The sequence below is a fragment of the Bacillus sp. LR--39 genome (genome assembly GCF_053613335.1).
Map to the genome: position 1 here is coordinate 900,943 of NZ_JBSIOT010000002.1, position 17,621 is coordinate 918,563.

11 protein-coding genes are annotated in these 17,621 nt (G+C 51.9%); 10 read left to right on the forward strand and 1 reads right to left on the reverse strand.

What is annotated here, in order from left to right; all coding sequences use genetic code 11:
• Positions 1-140: 140 nt before the first annotated feature.
• Positions 141-1,631: a leucyl aminopeptidase gene (locus tag ACWHAR_RS14345; protein ID WP_007613484.1), complete on the forward strand. Its 1,491-nt coding sequence runs from the start codon at positions 141-143 to the stop codon at positions 1,629-1,631.
• Between the two features lie 132 nt (positions 1,632-1,763).
• Entirely contained in the window at positions 1,764-3,092 is a 1,329-nt protein-coding gene (locus ACWHAR_RS14350) for a Na+/H+ antiporter NhaC family protein (RefSeq protein WP_007613482.1), read from the forward strand.
• A gap of 46 nt (positions 3,093-3,138) precedes the next feature.
• Here ACWHAR_RS14350 and ACWHAR_RS14355 read toward each other — a convergent pair whose 3' ends face one another.
• The gene (locus tag ACWHAR_RS14355; protein ID WP_007408702.1) at positions 3,139-3,732 is read right to left on the reverse strand and encodes a biotin transporter BioY; all 594 of its coding nucleotides are present in this window, start codon (positions 3,730-3,732) and stop codon (positions 3,139-3,141) included.
• A 99-nt stretch (positions 3,733-3,831) separates the two neighbouring features.
• Here ACWHAR_RS14355 and ACWHAR_RS14360 point away from each other — a divergent pair, with 99 nt between their 5' ends.
• The 8 genes from ACWHAR_RS14360 (at position 3,832) to ACWHAR_RS14395 (ending at position 17,577) form a co-directional block, all read left to right on the forward strand.
• On the forward strand, positions 3,832-4,428 hold the full coding sequence (locus ACWHAR_RS14360) for a sulfite oxidase-like oxidoreductase (RefSeq protein WP_012118333.1): 597 nt from the start codon (positions 3,832-3,834) through the stop codon (positions 4,426-4,428).
• 175 nt (positions 4,429-4,603) lie between these two features.
• Positions 4,604-5,473: an alpha/beta hydrolase gene (locus ACWHAR_RS14365; protein ID WP_032876760.1), complete on the forward strand. Its 870-nt coding sequence runs from the start codon at positions 4,604-4,606 to the stop codon at positions 5,471-5,473.
• Between the two features lie 135 nt (positions 5,474-5,608).
• Positions 5,609-6,394: a 2,3-dihydro-2,3-dihydroxybenzoate dehydrogenase gene (locus tag ACWHAR_RS14370; protein WP_032876762.1), complete on the forward strand. Its 786-nt coding sequence runs from the start codon at positions 5,609-5,611 to the stop codon at positions 6,392-6,394.
• A 23-nt stretch (positions 6,395-6,417) separates the two neighbouring features.
• Positions 6,418-7,614 carry an isochorismate synthase DhbC gene (gene dhbC / locus ACWHAR_RS14375; protein WP_032876765.1) on the forward strand — a complete coding sequence of 399 codons (1,197 nt, stop codon included), beginning with the start codon at positions 6,418-6,420 and terminating at the stop codon, positions 7,612-7,614.
• Positions 7,615-7,632: 18 nt separating this feature from the next.
• Entirely contained in the window at positions 7,633-9,258 is a 1,626-nt protein-coding gene (locus tag ACWHAR_RS14380; protein WP_032876768.1) for a (2,3-dihydroxybenzoyl)adenylate synthase, read from the forward strand.
• A 17-nt stretch (positions 9,259-9,275) separates the two neighbouring features.
• A complete protein-coding gene (locus ACWHAR_RS14385; RefSeq protein ID WP_032876771.1) occupies positions 9,276-10,202 on the forward strand; it encodes an isochorismatase in 927 nt (308 codons plus the stop codon).
• Between the two features lie 14 nt (positions 10,203-10,216).
• Positions 10,217-17,344 carry an amino acid adenylation domain-containing protein gene (locus ACWHAR_RS14390; RefSeq protein WP_032876774.1) on the forward strand — a complete coding sequence of 2,376 codons (7,128 nt, stop codon included), beginning with the start codon at positions 10,217-10,219 and terminating at the stop codon, positions 17,342-17,344.
• A gap of 17 nt (positions 17,345-17,361) precedes the next feature.
• Positions 17,362-17,577: an MbtH family protein gene (locus ACWHAR_RS14395; RefSeq protein ID WP_032876777.1), complete on the forward strand. Its 216-nt coding sequence runs from the start codon at positions 17,362-17,364 to the stop codon at positions 17,575-17,577.
• The last annotated feature ends 44 nt before the right edge of the window (positions 17,578-17,621 follow it).

Genomic DNA, 17,621 nt, shown 5'->3' on the forward strand with positions numbered 1-17,621 from the left:
ATCCTTTCTGTATCTGCTGATTCCGATCGTATCGAAAAACTGCAGAAAACGCCCTTAGTTTGGTAAAATAAAATCAATGAAAAATGTTTTTTCATTATACCACTTTACATAACAAATACCCACATAAGGAGTGTGTACTCATGTTTTATGCATCTGATCAACTGCGGCATCCCGAAACACTGGTCATCGGTCTTTTTCAAAAAAGCACGCTGAACGGATTTACGAAGGAATTGGATGATAAATTGGACGGTCATCTGACCCAGCTGTTAAAGGATGGTGATGTGTCCGCCAAACGCAATCGTGTATCAAAAGTATACCCTCCGGCTGCGACCGGTATGAAACGTATTTATTTTATCGGTCTGGGAAGAGAAGCGGATTATTCGTTTGAAGATACGAAAGAATGCTTTGCGCGAGTATTTCAGCAGATTCATCAAGATAAAAAACAGGAAGTATCCGTTTTGCTCGATACATTCGTCTCCGGTGAAGTGCCTGCCGCCGATGCCGCTCATGCGCTTTCAGAAAGCTGTCTGCTTGCGGTTTACGAAGTGCAGGATTATAAACATAAATCGAATGAGCCGGATCAGGAACTGAAATCAGTCTGCGCCGTGACCGAAGAAGACCTGAGGGAAGTGCAGGCCGGCCTGAATGTCGGCGCGGCATACGGCCAAGGGACGAATTCAGCCCGCACGCTTGTAAATATGCCGGGTAATATGCTGACGGCCACCGATTTGGCGTCATATGCCGCTGAGCTGGCGGCAAAATACGATTTTGAGTGTGAAATTTTAGAAAAAGATGAAATGGAAGAGCTCGGCATGGGCGGGCTGCTTGCTGTTAACAAGGGCTCATCCGAACCGCCGAAAATGATCGTTCTGAAGTATCAGGGCAAAGATCAATGGGAAGACGTCATCGGCCTGGTCGGTAAAGGAATTACCTTTGATACGGGCGGATATTCAATTAAGCCGAAAACCGGCATCGTCGGCATGAAAAGCGATATGGGAGGAGCCGCTTCGGTATTGGGCGCGATGGAAATTATCGGCGAACTGCGGCCTGAACAAAATGTGCTCGCTGTCATACCGTCTACGGACAACATGATTTCGTCCGATGCTATGAAGCCGGATGATGTCATCGTTTCGCTCAGCGGAAAAACCATTGAGATTCTGAACACCGATGCGGAAGGGCGTCTCGTGCTTGCCGACGGCATCACATACGCCAAGCAGCACGGAGCCTCTGTCCTCGTAGACGTCGCAACGTTAACGGGCGGTGTCATTGTCGCCTTAGGAAACGAAATGACGGGCGCCATGACCAATCACGCCGCGTTTTATGAACAGGTGGCTGAATCGGCGAAAGAATCCGGCGAGCCGATCTGGCAGCTTCCGATTACAGAAAAGGATAAAAAACGGGTGAGAAACAGTCAGATGGCTGATTTGAACAATTCTCCGGGAAGAGAAGGCCACGCGATTATGGCGGGGGCATTCATTGGTGAATTCGCGGAAAACACGCCGTGGGTTCATCTCGATATTGCGGGAACCGCGACGGCGAATAAAGCGACATGCTTCGGCCCTGCCGGCGCAACAGGCGTCATGGCAAGGACGTTGGCTGTTTTGACTGAGCGCTTTACGCCCGAAAGATAACAGCAACCCGCTGCCTTGATGCAGCGGGTTTTTTGATTTCCAAAATCTTTAGTTGACTAAAGCACAGAATATATGGTAACTTTAATTATCTACTACATTAGCAAACTAAAGGATTTTTGGAGGGACTCATCAATGAATGCTGTTGTTGTCGCAGTATTGCTTATGCTCGTCTTAAGCCTGCTGCGTGTCAATATTATTATAGCTTTAATGATCGGCGCGCTTGCCGGCGGGCTGACCGGCGGCTTAGGCCTCGGAGAGACGGTGAAGGCTTTTACGGACGGTCTCGGCGGAAATGCCACCGTCGCGGTCAGCTACGCGCTGCTCGGAGCATTTGCCGCGGCGCTGACAAAAACGGGGCTTCCCGATGCAATGGTGGAAGCGTCTGTCAAACTAATCGGAAAAAAGGAAGATTCGCGGAAAAAAGCACTGTCAAAAGTGTTAATCGTACTGATTATTTTAATCATATCCTGTTTCTCGCAAAACGTGGTGCCCGTTCACATTGCGTTTATTCCTGTATTGATTCCGCCGCTTTTAAAAATATTTAACGAACTTGAAATAGACCGCAGGCTGATCGCGTGTGTGATGACATTCGGACTGACTGCGCCGTATATCGTTCTGCCTGTCGGATTCGGACAGATTTTCCAGGGGATGCTGAGAGATAATATGGCGTCAGCCGGTTTAAAGGTGCCGCTCAGTGATATCCCGTATGCTTTAATCATCCCGACGGCCGGGATGGCGGTCGGTTTAATTTTAGCCGTCATCGTCTTCCGGAAACCGAAGAAATATGAGACGAAGGAGATTGCCGGACTATCGTCTTCTCCTTATACGAAAAAAAGCATTGCCATCGCCTTGATCTCCATTGCCGTGTCGCTTGCCGTTCAGCTCTATCTGTCACAAGTGCTCGGAGTGGAAGGTATGATCATGGGCGCGCTTGCCGGCTTGTTTACGCTGTTTATAAGCGGAGTCATGAAGCGCAATGAAGCGGATAAGCTGATCACGGACGGCATGATTCTGATGGCTTTTATCGGGTTTGTCATGCTTGTTGCGGCCGGTTTTTCAAATGTATTGAATAAAACGGGCGATGTGGCTTCCTTGGTCAAAGCATCAACAGGCTTTATCGGCCACAGCCAATCATTGGGCGCGCTCCTGATGCTGGTGGTCGGTTTATTAATCACGATGGGAATCGGATCATCATTTGCAACCGTACCCGTCATTACGACCATATTCGTTCCGCTGTGCGCTCAGCTCGGATTCAGCCCGATGGCAACGATCGCCGTAATCGGAGCGGCCGCCGCGGTCGGCGATGCGGGTTCTCCTGCAAGTGACAGTACGCTCGGCCCGACGTCAGGCCTCAGCGCCGACGGACAGCACCACCACATATGGGATACGTGCGTACCGACATTTATTTTCTATAACATTCCGCTTGTGATATTCGGCTGGATTGCCGCGCTTGTTCTGTAAAAAAAGGCTCCCGAAAAGGGGAGCCTTTTTGTATGCTGAGAACATCCTACGCCGGATTTCTGCTGAACCCCGTCGCTTTATGAATAGACCTGTATACGGCAGGCGCGATTGATGCCAATAACAGTGCTAAAACGATATCTTTTATGAAAAACCATATCATGTAAAACCAGGCCATTCCGTAGCTGATCGGAGCATGAAGCCATAATTTCAGCGCAATATACGTATAGGTCGTGCCAATGATATAAATGACGGCGGTACCGATCAAAGAGGCCCATGCATAATGCAGGCGGCCGGGTTTTTTTGTTTTTTCCAGCAGCCATCCGGCTGCAAATGCCGCCGGGATGTAAGCGAGAATAAATCCGCCGCTCTTTCCGATAAACGGCGCAAAGCCTGCTGAGAATTGGGCGAAAACAGGCGCCCCCGCGAGTCCGGCCAATGCGTATACCGTCATTGCGATGGCTGCCCGTCTGGCGCCGAGAAGCATCGCGGCTAACAGACAAAAGAAAGGCTGCAGCGATAACGGAATTCCCGCAACTTGCAAAAAAGGAGCCATTGATGTAATGTTGGCGCCGACGGCCATCAGTGCGGCAAACATGCCGATAAGTGCCATATCGCCCGCGCGAAGGTTGCGTTGTTTCATTTGTTTTTCCCCCTTACACTTGTACCAGATTAGCGTAATCGAAGGGTGATTGATTGTCAACACAGATTTAATGTAGGTTTACTAAATGGAGGGAGCCATATGTTTTTCGGGAAAACGAAACAAACAAAACAGTCGGAACGGATTCCGCCAAACCAAAATGTCACAACGAAGTTTCCCGTGCTTCACGCCGGAAATGTTCCTTATTATGAAGATATGTCAAAATGGAACCTGCAGGTGTACGGGCTTGTTGACCGTCCTATGCTGTTAAGCTTTGAAGATATCAAAGCCTTTCCTGAAGCCGAAGTGAAAAATGATATTCATTGCGTCACGGGCTGGTCCCGTCTTGATAATATCTGGCAGGGAATACGCGCGAAAGACATCGCTGAGAAAGCGGGCGTGCACAAAGAAGCCGGTTTCGTCATTCTGCACGCTGAAGAGGGCTGGACGGCCAACCTGCCGCTTTCTGATTTTACGCGGGAAACATCCCTGCTGGCATATGCGCATAACGGCGAGCCGTTAACGCCAGAGCACGGCTATCCGCTAAGAGGCGTTTTCCCCCACCTTTATTTTTGGAAAAGCGCCAAATGGCTGCGCGGCATTCAGTTCACAAAGGAAAACCACCCCGGCTTTTGGGAGAAAAACGGCTACCATATGAGGGGAGATCCATGGAAGAACGAGCGCTTTACATGGGATTAAGCCCCTATCACTATATAGTTCTTAGGTACCTTATTGAAATAAGGTGCTTTTTTTATATCAAAAATCCATTGACTTTGTTTGGCAAAAAACCTATTATTTGAGGTGTCTTTTGATATTGAAAATCATTATCAATAAGGATAGATAAAGCAATTGCCGCAAAGGGGATGAACACATAATGGACGGAAAACAAATAAAGCGGGGTTTCACGCCGGCCGGCCGATACGCAGTTCCGGGCACAGAAGTAAGAGAAATGCGCTCTAAAGGAGGCCGTACATATCGTATCTTTGTCTCTTTTCCTCAGGAAGAACCGCCTGTATCCGGTTTCCCCGTCATATACCTGCTCGATGCGAATTCCGTATTCGGCACAATGGCCGAAGCTTTGCGGGTGCAAAGCCGACGGCCTGAAAAAACAGGCGTTGTTCCGGCGGTGATTGTCGGAATCGGCTACCCGACAGATCAGCCGTTTTCCGCCGAACGTCACAGTGATTTTACGATGCCGCTTTCTGAATCAGAACTGCCGGTGCATCCGCACGGCGCGGCATGGCCCGAACAGGGAGGGGCGGAAGCGTTTCTGAGTTTTATAGAAGAAAAAGTAAAGCCCGCGATGGAGCGGGATTATCCGATCGACAGAGGCAGGCAGACGATTTTCGGCCATTCGCTGGGCGGTCTTTTTGTGCTGCAAGTGCTTTTGACGAGGCCGGACATGTTTCAGACCTATGTTGCCGGGAGTCCGTCAATTCACTGGAACAAGCGTTTTATTCAGGAAAAAGCGGAACGTTTGTCAGACCGGCTCTCTGCGGAAAATCTTCAAGTCAGCGTATTGCTGGCTGCGGGAGAAATTGAAAAAACACATAAAAGCAGAATCCCGCAGCACGCAGAGGCGCTGTACTCTTTATTATCCGGTTTTGAAGATGATGGAGTCCGTACTGAATACAGCGAGTTTGAAGGAGAGGGCCATATTTCTGTCCTGCCCGTTTTAATCAGCAGGGCCCTGCGTTTCTGCCTGAATCCGGGAGGGCCGCATACCCCGTATTCTCCCGCATGAGAAAAAACAGGCCCTTCGAACTAAATACGGCTGATTCTAATTTTCTAATTGACTGCGTGTTTTGATTTGGATATGATTGTCTTGAATCATAATTGATAATGATAATCATTATCAATATAGAAAGGGAATGATAATATGGACGCATTGGGAATGAAAGGGAAAACGGCCGTTGTCACCGGCGCCGCTCAAGGCATCGGAGAAGCAACAGCGCTTGCCCTTGCTGAACAAGGCGTAAATGTGGCAGCTATAGATACAAATGAAGACCTGCTTCTCAGGCTTACTGACAGACTCCGGCAAAAAGGCGTGCAGGCGCAGGGGTTTGCCGCAGATGTATCTGACAGTGCGGCTGTCAATAATATCATCGCCGCCGTTGAACGCGACATGGGGCCTATTGAAATATTGGCGAACGTTGCGGGCGTGCTGCGGCCGGGTCCGGTGCAATCTCTCAGTGATGAAGATTGGGATCAAACATTTTCAGTTAATACGACCGGCGTATTTCATGTGTCGCGGGCTGTAAGCCGGTACATGATTGAGCGGAAAAAGGGCGCCATCGTTACGGTCGGTTCGAATGCAGCCGGCGTTCCGCGTGCTTCCATGGCGGCTTATGCGGCGTCAAAAGCGGCTGCCGCCATGTTTACGAAATGCCTCGGACTGGAGCTTGCGGCCCATCATATCCGCTGCAACATCGTATCTCCGGGTTCAACGGAAACCGACATGCAGCGGGCGCTGTGGCAGGACGAGAACGGAGCCCGGGACGTCATCAGAGGTTCGCTTGATACATATAAAACGGGAATTCCGCTTCAAAAGCTGGCGAAGCCTTCTGATATTGCAAATGCCGTTTTGTTTCTGGCTTCTGAACAGGCAAACCATATTACGATGCATGATTTATGCGTTGATGGCGGCGCTACTTTAGGCGTTTGATTTAACGAGAAGGAGGGACAAACATGACAAATCAACATGTATTGACGGAAGTGTCAGCAAAAGAGGTGCTGGACGCTTACAAGCCCGGGGCGTTCTTTTTAGCTTCCCCGAAAAGTACGATGCTTGCGGAAGGAATGTTTGCGGAAGTGCCTGATACAGACACGGAAAATCAGCTGGATTCACTGCCTGAACGCGTGAGACAGACGCTTCTTGAGGCAAAGCAAGCCGGCATCAAACATCCGATTGCGGCCGGCGCCATTCCTTTTGACGGCAGAAAAGCTTCCCGGCTTTTTGTACCGAAGAATGTCCATACGGCAGGCCCGCTTTCGTTTGCGGAATCTTCCGCAGAAAAGCCGCAATCCAATACATATGACATCCGTCCCGTTCCGGAGCCTGAGGGCTTTATGAGCGGTGTGGAACAAGGCGTATTCAACATTACGGACGGTCCGCTCAGCAAAATCGTGCTGTCAAGGACGCTTCATCTGACCGCTGAAAAGGATATCGACATTCCTCAGGCCGTCAAGCATTTGGCGCAGCACAACCCGCGCGGCTATACATTCGCTGCGGATGTGACGGGAACGTCAGAAACAAGAAAAACGCTTTTCGGCGCAAGTCCTGAACTGCTGCTGTCCAAAAATGGAACATCGATTCTGTCCAATCCGCTGGCAGGTTCCAGACCTCGCAGCACAGATCCCGCCGAGGATCAGAGAAGAGCGGAAGAACTGCTGCAATCAGCAAAAGATCTGCATGAACATGCCGTAGTTGTGGCCGCCGTGGCCGCCGCCCTTAAACCGTTCTGCCGTGTGCTTGATGTGCCGGAAAAACCGTCACTCATTAAAACTGAGGCGATGTGGCACCTGTCCACCGAGGTAAAGGGAGAGCTTCGTGATCCGTCAACGACATCACTTGAGCTGGCCATCGCCCTGCATCCGACGCCCGCGGTATGCGGAACACCGACGGATGCGGCGAGAGAAGCGATTCAGGATATTGAACCGTTTGACCGCAATTTCTACACGGGAATGGCGGGCTGGTGTGATGCTGAAGGTGACGGAGAATGGATTATCGCACTCCGCTGCGCCGAAGCGGAAACAAGGTCTCTCCGGCTCTTTGCGGGTGCCGGGATTGTCGCCGGATCAAAGCCGCAGGATGAATTGGACGAGACATCGGCGAAATTCCGCACTATGCTCCGGGCGATGGGGCTTTACCAAGATGAGTTGTAAAAAAGGAGGGAACGGATCGTGCTGACTGGATTTACGCCATGGCCGGAAGAATGGGCTGACAAATACCGAAAAGACGGCTGCTGGAAGGGTGAGACGTTCGGAGGAATGCTGAAAGAGCGCGCGGCTTTATACGGAAATCAAACTGCCGTGACGTGTAAAGATGTACATTGGACCTACAAAGAATTAGATGAAAGGGCCGATCGTTTAGCGGCGGGACTGCATAAGCTCGGAATTCAAAAGGAAGACCGCGTTGTCGTGCAGCTGCCGAATATCGCTGAGTTTTTTGAAGTGATTTTCGCGCTGTTCCGCCTCGGAGCACTGCCCGTTTTCGCGCTGCCTTCTCATAGAAGCAGTGAGATCACGTATTTCTGCGAGTTTGCAGAGGCGAAAGCATACATCATTCCTGATATGCATTCAGGTTTTGATTACAGGGCGCTTGCCAGACAGGTGAAAGACAAACTTCCGGATTTGGCGCATGTCATTGTGGCCGGCGAAGCTGAAGAGTTTCAGGAACTGAGCAGCCTGCATAGAGAGGCTGTTCAGCTGGAAGATGTAAGCCCGGCGGAAGTCGCCTTTTTACAGCTTTCAGGAGGCAGTACGGGGCTGTCCAAGCTGATTCCGCGAACACACGACGATTACATATACAGTTTGCGCATCAGTGCGGAAATATGCGGCTTGGATCATCACAGCGTTTATTTGGCCGCTCTGCCGACAGCGCATAATTATCCGCTCAGCTCGCCGGGTGTGCTGGGAACTTTATATGCCGGAGGCCGGGTTGTTCTGTCACCGACGCCGAGTCCGGATGACTGCTTCCCGTTAATTGAAAAAGAACGTGTCACGATTACAGCGCTCGTCCCGCCGCTTGCGATGGTGTGGATGGACGCATCCGGTTCGCGAAGTGATGATTTATCAAGCCTTCAAGTGCTGCAGGTAGGAGGCGCCAAATTCAGCGCTGAGGCGGCCCGCCGCGTGAAGAGCGCTTTCGGATGCACCCTTCAGCAGGTTTTCGGAATGGCGGAAGGATTGGTGAATTATACGAGACTGGATGATCCTGAAGAGATCATTGTCAATACGCAAGGCAGACCGATGTCACCTTTTGATGAGGTCAGGGTTTTAGACGATGACGGGCGGGATGTCGCCCCCGGTGAAGCGGGACATTTGTTTACACGCGGCCCTTACACGATTCGCGGATATTATAAAGCGCCAGAACATAATGAAAGATCATTCACAGCCGACGGATTTTATCAGACCGGCGATATCGTCAAACTGACGGCGGACGGCTATATCATCGTCGAAGGACGTGCGAAAGATCAAATCAATCGGGGCGGTGAAAAAATAGCCGCTGAGGAGGTGGAAAATCACCTTCTTGCGCACCCTGCCGTTCATGATGCGGCCATGGTTTCAATGCCGGATGATTTTCTCGGGGAGCGGTCCTGTGTGTTCGTCATCCCGAAAGGAGAAGCGCCGAAACCGGGAGAGCTGAAAGCATTTTTACGTGAGCGCGGACTGGCGGCATATAAAATCCCCGACCGGATTGAATTTATCGCTTCTTTCCCGAAAACCGGCGTCGGCAAGGTCAGTAAAAAGGATCTTCGCGAAACGATCGCCCAAAAAGTAAAGCCGGCTGAAATCAAACAATCTTAAAAAAGGAAGTGTTTACATTGGCTATACCGTCTATTCCCGCATATGCGCTGCCGACAGCGTCAGATATGCCTGAAAATAAAGTATCGTGGACGCTGAATCCGAAACGCGCGGTGCTTCTGATCCATGACATGCAGAATTATTTCGTCGATGCTTTTGCGAAAGGTGTCGCTCCGATCACAGAGGCGTCTCAGAATATCAAAAAAATAAAAGAGCAATGCAAAGCACTCGGCATTCCGGTGGTGTATACCGCGCAGCCGGGCAGCCAAGACCCGGCGGACCGCGCGCTGCTGACGGATTTTTGGGGACCGGGGCTAAAAAGCGGGCCTTATGAAGAAAAGGTCATTCCGGAGCTTGCCCCGGATGATCAGGACATTGTCCTCACAAAGTGGAGATACAGCGCGTTTAAACGGACGAATCTCCTTGAGATCATGCGTGAAAGCGGCAGAGACCAGCTCATGATTACGGGAATTTATGCACACATCGGCTGCCTCGTCACAGCATGTGAAGCATTTATGGATGATATCCAAAGCTTCTTTATCGGAGATGCCGTTGCTGATTTTTCTTCAGAAAAACATAAGATGGCCATCGAATATGCGTCTCAGCGCTGCGCTTACACAGCTTTGACAAACGAAGTGCTGGAGCTGCTGGGCGGCGCGCCGGTTACTGAAGGAGAAAAGAAGGCTTCCGCCGTATTGACAAAAGACCGGGTGCGGGAACAAATTGCGGCGATTCTTCAAGAATCACCGTCTGATATTCCGGATCATGAAGACCTGCTGGACAGAGGTCTTGACTCCGTCAGAATCATGAGCCTTGTCGAACAATGGCGCCGTGACGGAGCTGAAGTGACGTTTGTGGAACTGGCGGAGAACCCGACGCTGGAAGAGTGGTGGAGACTTCTTTCTTCCCGATCTCAAAAAGTCTTGCCGAACGCAGATTATTTATAAAGGGAGAGAATAGAATGCATGATACACAACAGCTGCCTCTGACAGGCGCACAGGCCGGTATCTGGTTTGCGCAGCAGCTTGATCCTGATAATCCGATTTACAATACAGGCGAGTACGTTGAGATAAACGGCGCGATCGATGTGAACATATTTAAAACCGCTCTCGAACGCGTGCTGACGGAAGCCGCGTCATTACACGCCCGCTTCGAGGAGGGAGCAGACGGGCCGAAGCAGATCATCAATCCTCCATTTGAGGCTGCGATCGATGTCATAGATGTGAGTTCAGAAGCTGATCCGCAGCAGGCCGCACTCAGACTCATGCAGACAGATTTGGCTGAGCCCGTTGATATGGCGGCCGGGCCTTTGTTCCGCGACATTTTATTTCAGGCGGGACCGGAACGCTTTTTCTGGTATCAGCGCATTCACCACATTGCGATAGACGGCTACGGTTTTTCACTGCTGGCACGGCGTACGGCGCAAATGTACACCGCAATACGGGAAGGACGTCCGGATAACGGGCGCTCCTTCGGCTCTTTGGAGGAGCTGGTAAAAGAAGAACAAGAATACCGCGCGTCTGATCAATTCCTGAAAGATCGGGAATTTTGGATGGAGAAATTTGCGGATGAACCTGATGTCGTCAGTTTGGCGGAAAGAGCGCCGCGAACGTCAACAAGTTTTCGGAGAAGTACGGCTTATCTTTCTGAAACGGCTTTACAGCATGTAAAAGCGATTCCGAACTGGCATGAAGCCGTTACTGCCGCAGCGGCGGTATATGTCCACCGGATGACAAACGCAGGGGATATCGTGCTCGGTTTACCGATGATGGGACGGATCGGCTCGATTTCACTGAATATTCCGAGTATGGTCATGAATCTTCTGCCTTTACGGCTTTCTCTCCGCCCGGATATGAATTTTCATGAGGCCGTCAGCCAAGTGGCAAAAGAAATCCGAAACATCCGGCGCCATCAGAAATACCGCCATGAAGACATGCGCCGCGACCTTAAATTGCTCGGAGAAAATCGCAGGCTGTTCGGCCCGCAAGTCAATGTGATGCCGTTTGACTACGCGCTTGACTTCGCCGGAGCGCGGGGGACCGTTCATAACTTATCAGCCGGGCCCGTTGATGATTTGTCAATTAACGTTTACGACAGAGCGGACGGAAGCGGAATGCGTGTGGACTTTGATGCGAATCCGGAAGTGTACAGCGCCGAAGATATTGAAAACCATCAAAAACGATTCCTGCTTCTGTTGGAATCAGCTGTGAAAGACCAGACACAAAAAATCGGCACACTCAACCTTCTGCTTGAAAGTGAACGTCTCCGCGTACTGGAAAGCTGGAATGACACGCGCAAGGCCGAGAAGCAGAAAAGTCTGCCGGAGCTGTTTTACGAACAGGCCGTAAAAACACCGGACCGGCCGGCAATCATCACCGAAAACGAAGAGCTCAGCTATGCCGAATTGAACAAGCGCGCGAACCAGCTTGCCGGCATGCTAAAAGAAAAGGGGCTCGGACCGGAACAATTTGCCGCTTTGCTGCTTCCGCGGTCACAGGAGTTGGCCGTGAGCATGCTGGCCGTTTTGAAAACGGGAGCCGCATACCTGCCGCTTGATCCTGATTTTCCTTCTGAGCGGATCACATACATGCTCAAAGATGCACAGCCTGCCTGCCTGATTACAACGATGGAATTATCCGGCCGCATGCCGGAAGACAGTGATGCAAAAAGAATCATTCTCGATGACCCGGATACGGTAAAAACCGTTGCCGCTCAAAATGCTGACTGTCCCGCTCAGGCGGAATGTTCGCCTTTGCACCCCGCTTATATCATCTATACATCGGGTTCAACGGGCAAACCGAAAGGCGTAGTCGTGACATTAAAAAGCGTAAGCAATTTCCTCTTATCCATGCGGGAAATGTTCCCGCTCGGCGAACAAGACCGCCTGCTTGCCGTTACGACTGCGGCGTTTGATATTTCCGGACTTGAGCTCTTCCTTCCGCTCATCAGCGGGGCAGGGTGCGTTATCGCACATAAAGAGACGATTCAGGAACCGCGGGCGCTTGCGCACATGATTCACTCATACGGTATTTCAATCATGCAGGCAACGCCGACATTGTGGCATTCATTAGTTACCAATGAACCGGATTCTCTCCGGGCGCTGCAGGTGCTTGTCGGAGGTGAGGCGCTTCCGAAGGCGCTTATGCATGCTCTGCTTGAATCAGGCTGTACGGTGACGAATCTGTACGGGCCGACTGAAACAACAATCTGGTCGGCCGCACAGCCGCTTGCAAAAGGCCATACAGGGGCGCCTCCGATCGGAAAGCCGATTTGGAACACGCGGGTATACGTGCTGGACGCCGCATTGCAGCCCGTCCCGCCGGGAATTGCGGGCGAGCTTTATATAGCGGGCGAGGGGCTTGCCAGAGGTTATTATAACCGTCCTGATTTAACAGCTGAAAGATTCATTGCCGATCCATACGGCCCCGCGGGCGCGAGGATGTACCGGACGGGAGATCTCGTGCGCTGGCGTGAGGACGGCTCGCTTGATTATATCAGCAGAGCCGATCACCAAATTAAAATCCGCGGGTTCCGGATAGAATTAGGAGAAATTGAGTCAGTGCTGTCGAAATATCCGGGTATTTCGCAGGCCGCCGTCATTGTCCGTGAAGACCAGCCGGGAGATAAGCGGCTGGCGGCTTATGCTGTCGCGGATCGGCCCCTTGATATCGGCGAACTTCGTGCATATATGGCCGAAAGCCTGCCGGATTATATGGTGCCGGGCGCGTTTGTACAGCTGAAGGAATTGCCGCTGACGCCGAATAAGAAGCTCGATCGCAGCGCTCTGCCTGCACCTGATTTTTCCGCTGTCCTGTCTGACAGAGGGCCGCGGACACCGCAGGAAGAAATATTATGCGATCTGTTTGCCGAGGTTCTCGGTCTCGCGCGGGTCGGAATTGATGACGGGTTCTTTGAATTGGGCGGACATTCGCTCTTAGCCGGACGCCTGATGAGCCGGGTTCGGGAGACGATGGGCGCAGAGCTTGGCATCGGCCGTCTGTTTGATACGCCGACCGTTGCCGGGCTCGCCGCACAGCTTGACACCGCAAAGAGTGCGCGGCCTAAGCTCAAGCCGTTTGACCGGCCGGAGCACATCCCGCTGTCATTTGCGCAGCTGCGTCTTTGGTTTCTCTACTGTCTTGAAGGGCCAAGCCCGACTTACAACATTCCGGTGATTGTCCGCATGTCAGGCAAGCTTGACCAATCAGCGCTGAAACACGCCTTTTACGATGTGGTCAGCCGTCATGAAAGCCTGCGCACCGTTTTTCCGGAAAATAAGGGATCATCGCATCAGCTCATTTTATCTGCTGAAGAAGCCCGCCCTGTGTTTACAGTGACACGTGCAGACAAAAACGAGCTCCAAGACATGCTTGCCGCTGCGGCACGATATCGGTTTGATCTCGCTAAAGAGCCGGCCGTCCGGGCTGAGCTGTTTGATCTTGGTGACGGCGAGTATACGCTGATGATTCTCCTGCATCACATCGCAGGTGACGGCTGGTCCTTGAATCCGCTCATGCGTGACTTATCCATAGCCTATATCGCCCGGCAAACAGGTGAAAAAGCAGAATGGGCGCCGCTGGCGGTTCAATATGCGGATTATGCGCTTTGGCAGCAGCAGCTTTTAGGCAGCGCGTCTGATTCTGAGAGCTTAATTGCGCGCCAGCTGGATTTCTGGAAGAAAACGCTTGAAAATGTACCGGATCAGCTGGAGCTGCCGTCTGATTTTCCGCGTCCCGCTGAATCAAGCTACAGGGGCGGCGTCATTCCGGTCAACATCGGCCAAGAGCTTCATGCCCGTCTTCTCTCACTTGCCAGAAAGCAGCGCGTAAGCCTGTTTATGGTGCTTCAATCAGGGCTTTCCGCGTTACTGACCCGGCTCGGTGCAGGGACCGATATTCCGATCGGCAGTCCGATAGCCGGCCGCAGTGATGACGCATTGGGAGACCTTGTGGGTATGTTCATTAATACACTCGTGCTGAGAACCGATACCTCTGGCGATCCGAGCTTTTGTGAGCTCCTTGAAAGGGTCAGAGAAATGAATCTCGCAGCATATGAACATCAGGATGTGCCGTTTGAACGTCTCGTGGAAGAATTGAATCCAAGTCGTTCCCGATCAAGACATCCGCTGTTCCAAGTGATGCTCGCATTCCAAAATACGCCTGACCCTGTACTCAGTCTTCCTGATATGGAAACAAGCCTGCAAATCAGCAGTGTCGGATCGTCCAAATTTGATTTGACGCTGGAATTGGCGGAACAGCGCCATGACGACGGCACGCCTGCCGGTATTGAAGGCCTGCTGGAGTTCAGTACGGACTTATTCAGAAAAGAAACGGCCGAAGCACTTGCCGGACGCCTGCTTCTTCTGCTCGAAGATGCTGCATCACATCCGGAAAAACCGATCGGAAGCTTAACCATTCTTTCTGATGAAGAGCGCCGGAAGCTTTTGCCGGTTAAACAGGCAAAACAGCATATTCAGCCTCGGCAGACACTGCCTGAACTGTTTGAAATACAGGCCGCCGCAAAATCGGATGAAACGGCGGCAGTATTTGAAGAGAGCGGTCTCACTTATAAAGAGCTGAATGAAAAAGCCAATCAGCTCGCGCACATGATGATTGCCCGCGGCGTCGGCCCGGAGCAGTTTGTCGCACTGGCGCTGCCGCGTTCTTTAGATATGATTGTCGGGCTGTTAGCCGTCCTGAAGACGGGGGCAGCGTATTTGCCGCTTGATCCTGATTATCCCGCGGACCGCATTGCTTTTATGTTACATGATGCCAAGCCTGTATTTATGCTCACCAATCGTGAAGGCGCAAGTAAGCTCTCTATCGAAAGCGGCATGCCGGCCTTCATCTTGGATGATCCGCAGAACAAGGAAACACTTCGGCAATATGCCGTCACGAACCCTGAGAATGCCGACCGTATTCGTCCGCTGTCACCGCTTCACCCGGCCTATGTCATTTACACGTCGGGATCAACAGGTGTGCCGAAAGGTGTCATCATTCCGCACAGCAATGTTATCCGGCTGTTTGAGTCGACGCGGCATTGGTATCACTTTCATTCTGATGATGTATGGACGATGTTTCACTCCTACGCTTTCGATTTCTCTGTCTGGGAAATGTGGGGGCCGCTGCTTCACGGCGGACGTCTCGTCGTCGTGCCGCATGACATCAGCAGATCGCCGGAAGCGTTTTTACATCTTCTCGTGAAAGAGCGGGTGACCGTGCTTAACCAAACGCCGTCAGCGTTTTACCAGCTGATGCATGCGGAAAAAGAACACAAAGAGCTGGGGCGTCAGCTCGCACTCAGATATATCATCTTCGGCGGCGAGGCGCTTGAGCTGAGCCGGCTTGAGGATTGGTACAGCCGCCACGCAGACAATCAGCCGGTGCTCGTGAATATGTACGGCATTACGGAAACGACGGTGCACGTCAGTTACCTTGAATTAGACAAAAACATTGCCGAACTGAGAGCAAACAGCCTCATCGGCTGCGGTATTCCTGATCTGAACGTATATGTGCTTGATGACCGGCTGGAGCCTGTGCCCCCGGGCATCACTGGCGAAATGTATGTTGCCGGAGGAGGCGTGGCACGCGGCTACTTAGGGCGGCAAAGCCTGACCGCCGAACGCTTTGTGGCTGATCCGTACGGCCCGCCGGGAACGAGAATGTACCGGACGGGGGATTTAGCCCGCCTGCGGACGGACGGTTCTCTTGATTATATGGGCAGGGCGGACCACCAGATTAAAATCCGCGGCTTCCGGATTGAATTGGGAGAAATCGAAGCGGTTCTCGTCAAACATCCGGATGTCGAGGATGCCGCCGTAGTCGTCCGTGAAGACCGGCCGGGAGATAAACGGCTGGCCGCCTACCTTGTCCGATCTGCCGGCAGCACCTTGGACACGGGGGACATGCGCCGGTTTGCCGAAGAAAGCCTGCCGGATTACATGGTTCCGTCAGCTTTTGTCCAAATGAATGAACTGCCGCTGACACCGAATGGAAAGCTTGACCGAAAAGCGCTCCCTGCGCCTGACTTCCAAACGGAGGTCACCGGCCGGGGACCGAGAACGCCGCAGGAAGAAATGCTGTGTGAGCTGTTCGCAGAGGTGCTTCATCTGCCGCGTGTCGGTATTGATGACAGATTTTTTGATTTAGGCGGCCATTCTTTGCTTGCGGTTCATTTAATGAGCCGTATTCGGGAAGCGATGGGAGCCGAGCTCAGTATCGGAACACTATTTGAAGCTCCTACGGTGGCAAGCCTTGCTGAAAGACTTGAGTCAGGAACGGGCGCAAGCGCGCTTGATGTTCTTCTTCCGCTCAGAACGGCAGGAGAAGAAACACCGTTGTTCTGTGTCCATCCGGCCGGCGGTCTCAGCTGGTGTTATGCCGGGCTGATGTCTTCTTTAGAGGCTGATTATCCGATATACGGCTTACAGGCGAGAGGCATCGGAAAAAAAGAACCGCTTCCGCAAAGCTTAGATGACATGGCGGCGGATTATATTGAAAAAATCCGCACCGTGCAGCCGAAAGGGCCGTACCGTCTGCTCGGCTGGTCTCTCGGAGGGAATGTCATTCAGGCCATGGCGACACAATTACAGAGCCGGGGGGAAGAGGTTTCGCTTTTGGTGATGCTTGACGCGTATCCGAATCATTTTCTGCCGATAAAAAATGCGCCTGATGACGAGGAAGCCGTCATCGCGCTGCTTGCCCTGGGAGGGTACGACCCGGACAGCCTCGGGGATCAGCCGCTTGATTTTGACACCGCGCTGACCATTCTCCGCCGTGAGGGAAGCGCATTAGCCAGCCTGGACGAGTCAGTGATGATGAATCTGAAAGACACGTACATTAATTCTGTCGGGCTGTTAGGAACATACAAGCCGAAGCCGTTCCACGGAGATGTGCTGTTCTTCAGATCCACGATTATTCCGGAGTGGTTTGACCCGATTGAGCCGGATACTTGGAAACCGTATATTACGGGGAATATCGAGCGGTATGACTTAGACTGCCGCCATAAAGATATGTGCCAGCCGGGCCCGCTTGCCGACATCGGCGCGATTCTGGCAGAGAAATTAAACGGACGGCGTACAGTCCGGTAGAGAAAGGAAAGAATGATATGACAAATCCATTTGAACGGGAAGACGGCTCATACCATGTGCTCGTCAATGCTGAAGGCCAGTACTCACTGTGGCCGGCCTATCTGGATGTGCCGGACGGCTGGGAAACCCGCGTCACGAATGAAACCCGCCCCGTTTGTCTCGAATATATTGAAACAAACTGGCGTGATATGAGGCCGGAAAGCCTGAAACAGGACGAAACCGCTAAAATGTAATAAGAAAAGCCTGCCGTTATTTCGGCAGGCTTTTTATGCGGACA

What these genes read in the sequence shown, in the direction of transcription:
- ACWHAR_RS14345 (WP_007613484.1), top strand. Translation starts at nt 141, where the DNA reads ATGTTTTATGCATCTGATCAACTGCGGCATCCCGAAACACTGGTCATC.
- ACWHAR_RS14350 (WP_007613482.1), top strand. Translation starts at nt 1,764, where the DNA reads ATGAATGCTGTTGTTGTCGCAGTATTGCTTATGCTCGTCTTAAGCCTG.
- ACWHAR_RS14355 (WP_007408702.1), bottom strand. Translation starts at nt 3,732, where the DNA reads ATGAAACAACGCAACCTTCGCGCGGGCGATATGGCACTTATCGGCATG.
- ACWHAR_RS14360 (WP_012118333.1), top strand. Translation starts at nt 3,832, where the DNA reads ATGTTTTTCGGGAAAACGAAACAAACAAAACAGTCGGAACGGATTCCG.
- ACWHAR_RS14365 (WP_032876760.1), top strand. Translation starts at nt 4,604, where the DNA reads ATGGACGGAAAACAAATAAAGCGGGGTTTCACGCCGGCCGGCCGATAC.
- ACWHAR_RS14370 (WP_032876762.1), top strand. Translation starts at nt 5,609, where the DNA reads ATGGACGCATTGGGAATGAAAGGGAAAACGGCCGTTGTCACCGGCGCC.
- dhbC (WP_032876765.1), top strand. Translation starts at nt 6,418, where the DNA reads ATGACAAATCAACATGTATTGACGGAAGTGTCAGCAAAAGAGGTGCTG.
- ACWHAR_RS14390 (WP_032876774.1), top strand. Translation starts at nt 10,217, where the DNA reads ATGCATGATACACAACAGCTGCCTCTGACAGGCGCACAGGCCGGTATC.
- ACWHAR_RS14395 (WP_032876777.1), top strand. Translation starts at nt 17,362, where the DNA reads ATGACAAATCCATTTGAACGGGAAGACGGCTCATACCATGTGCTCGTC.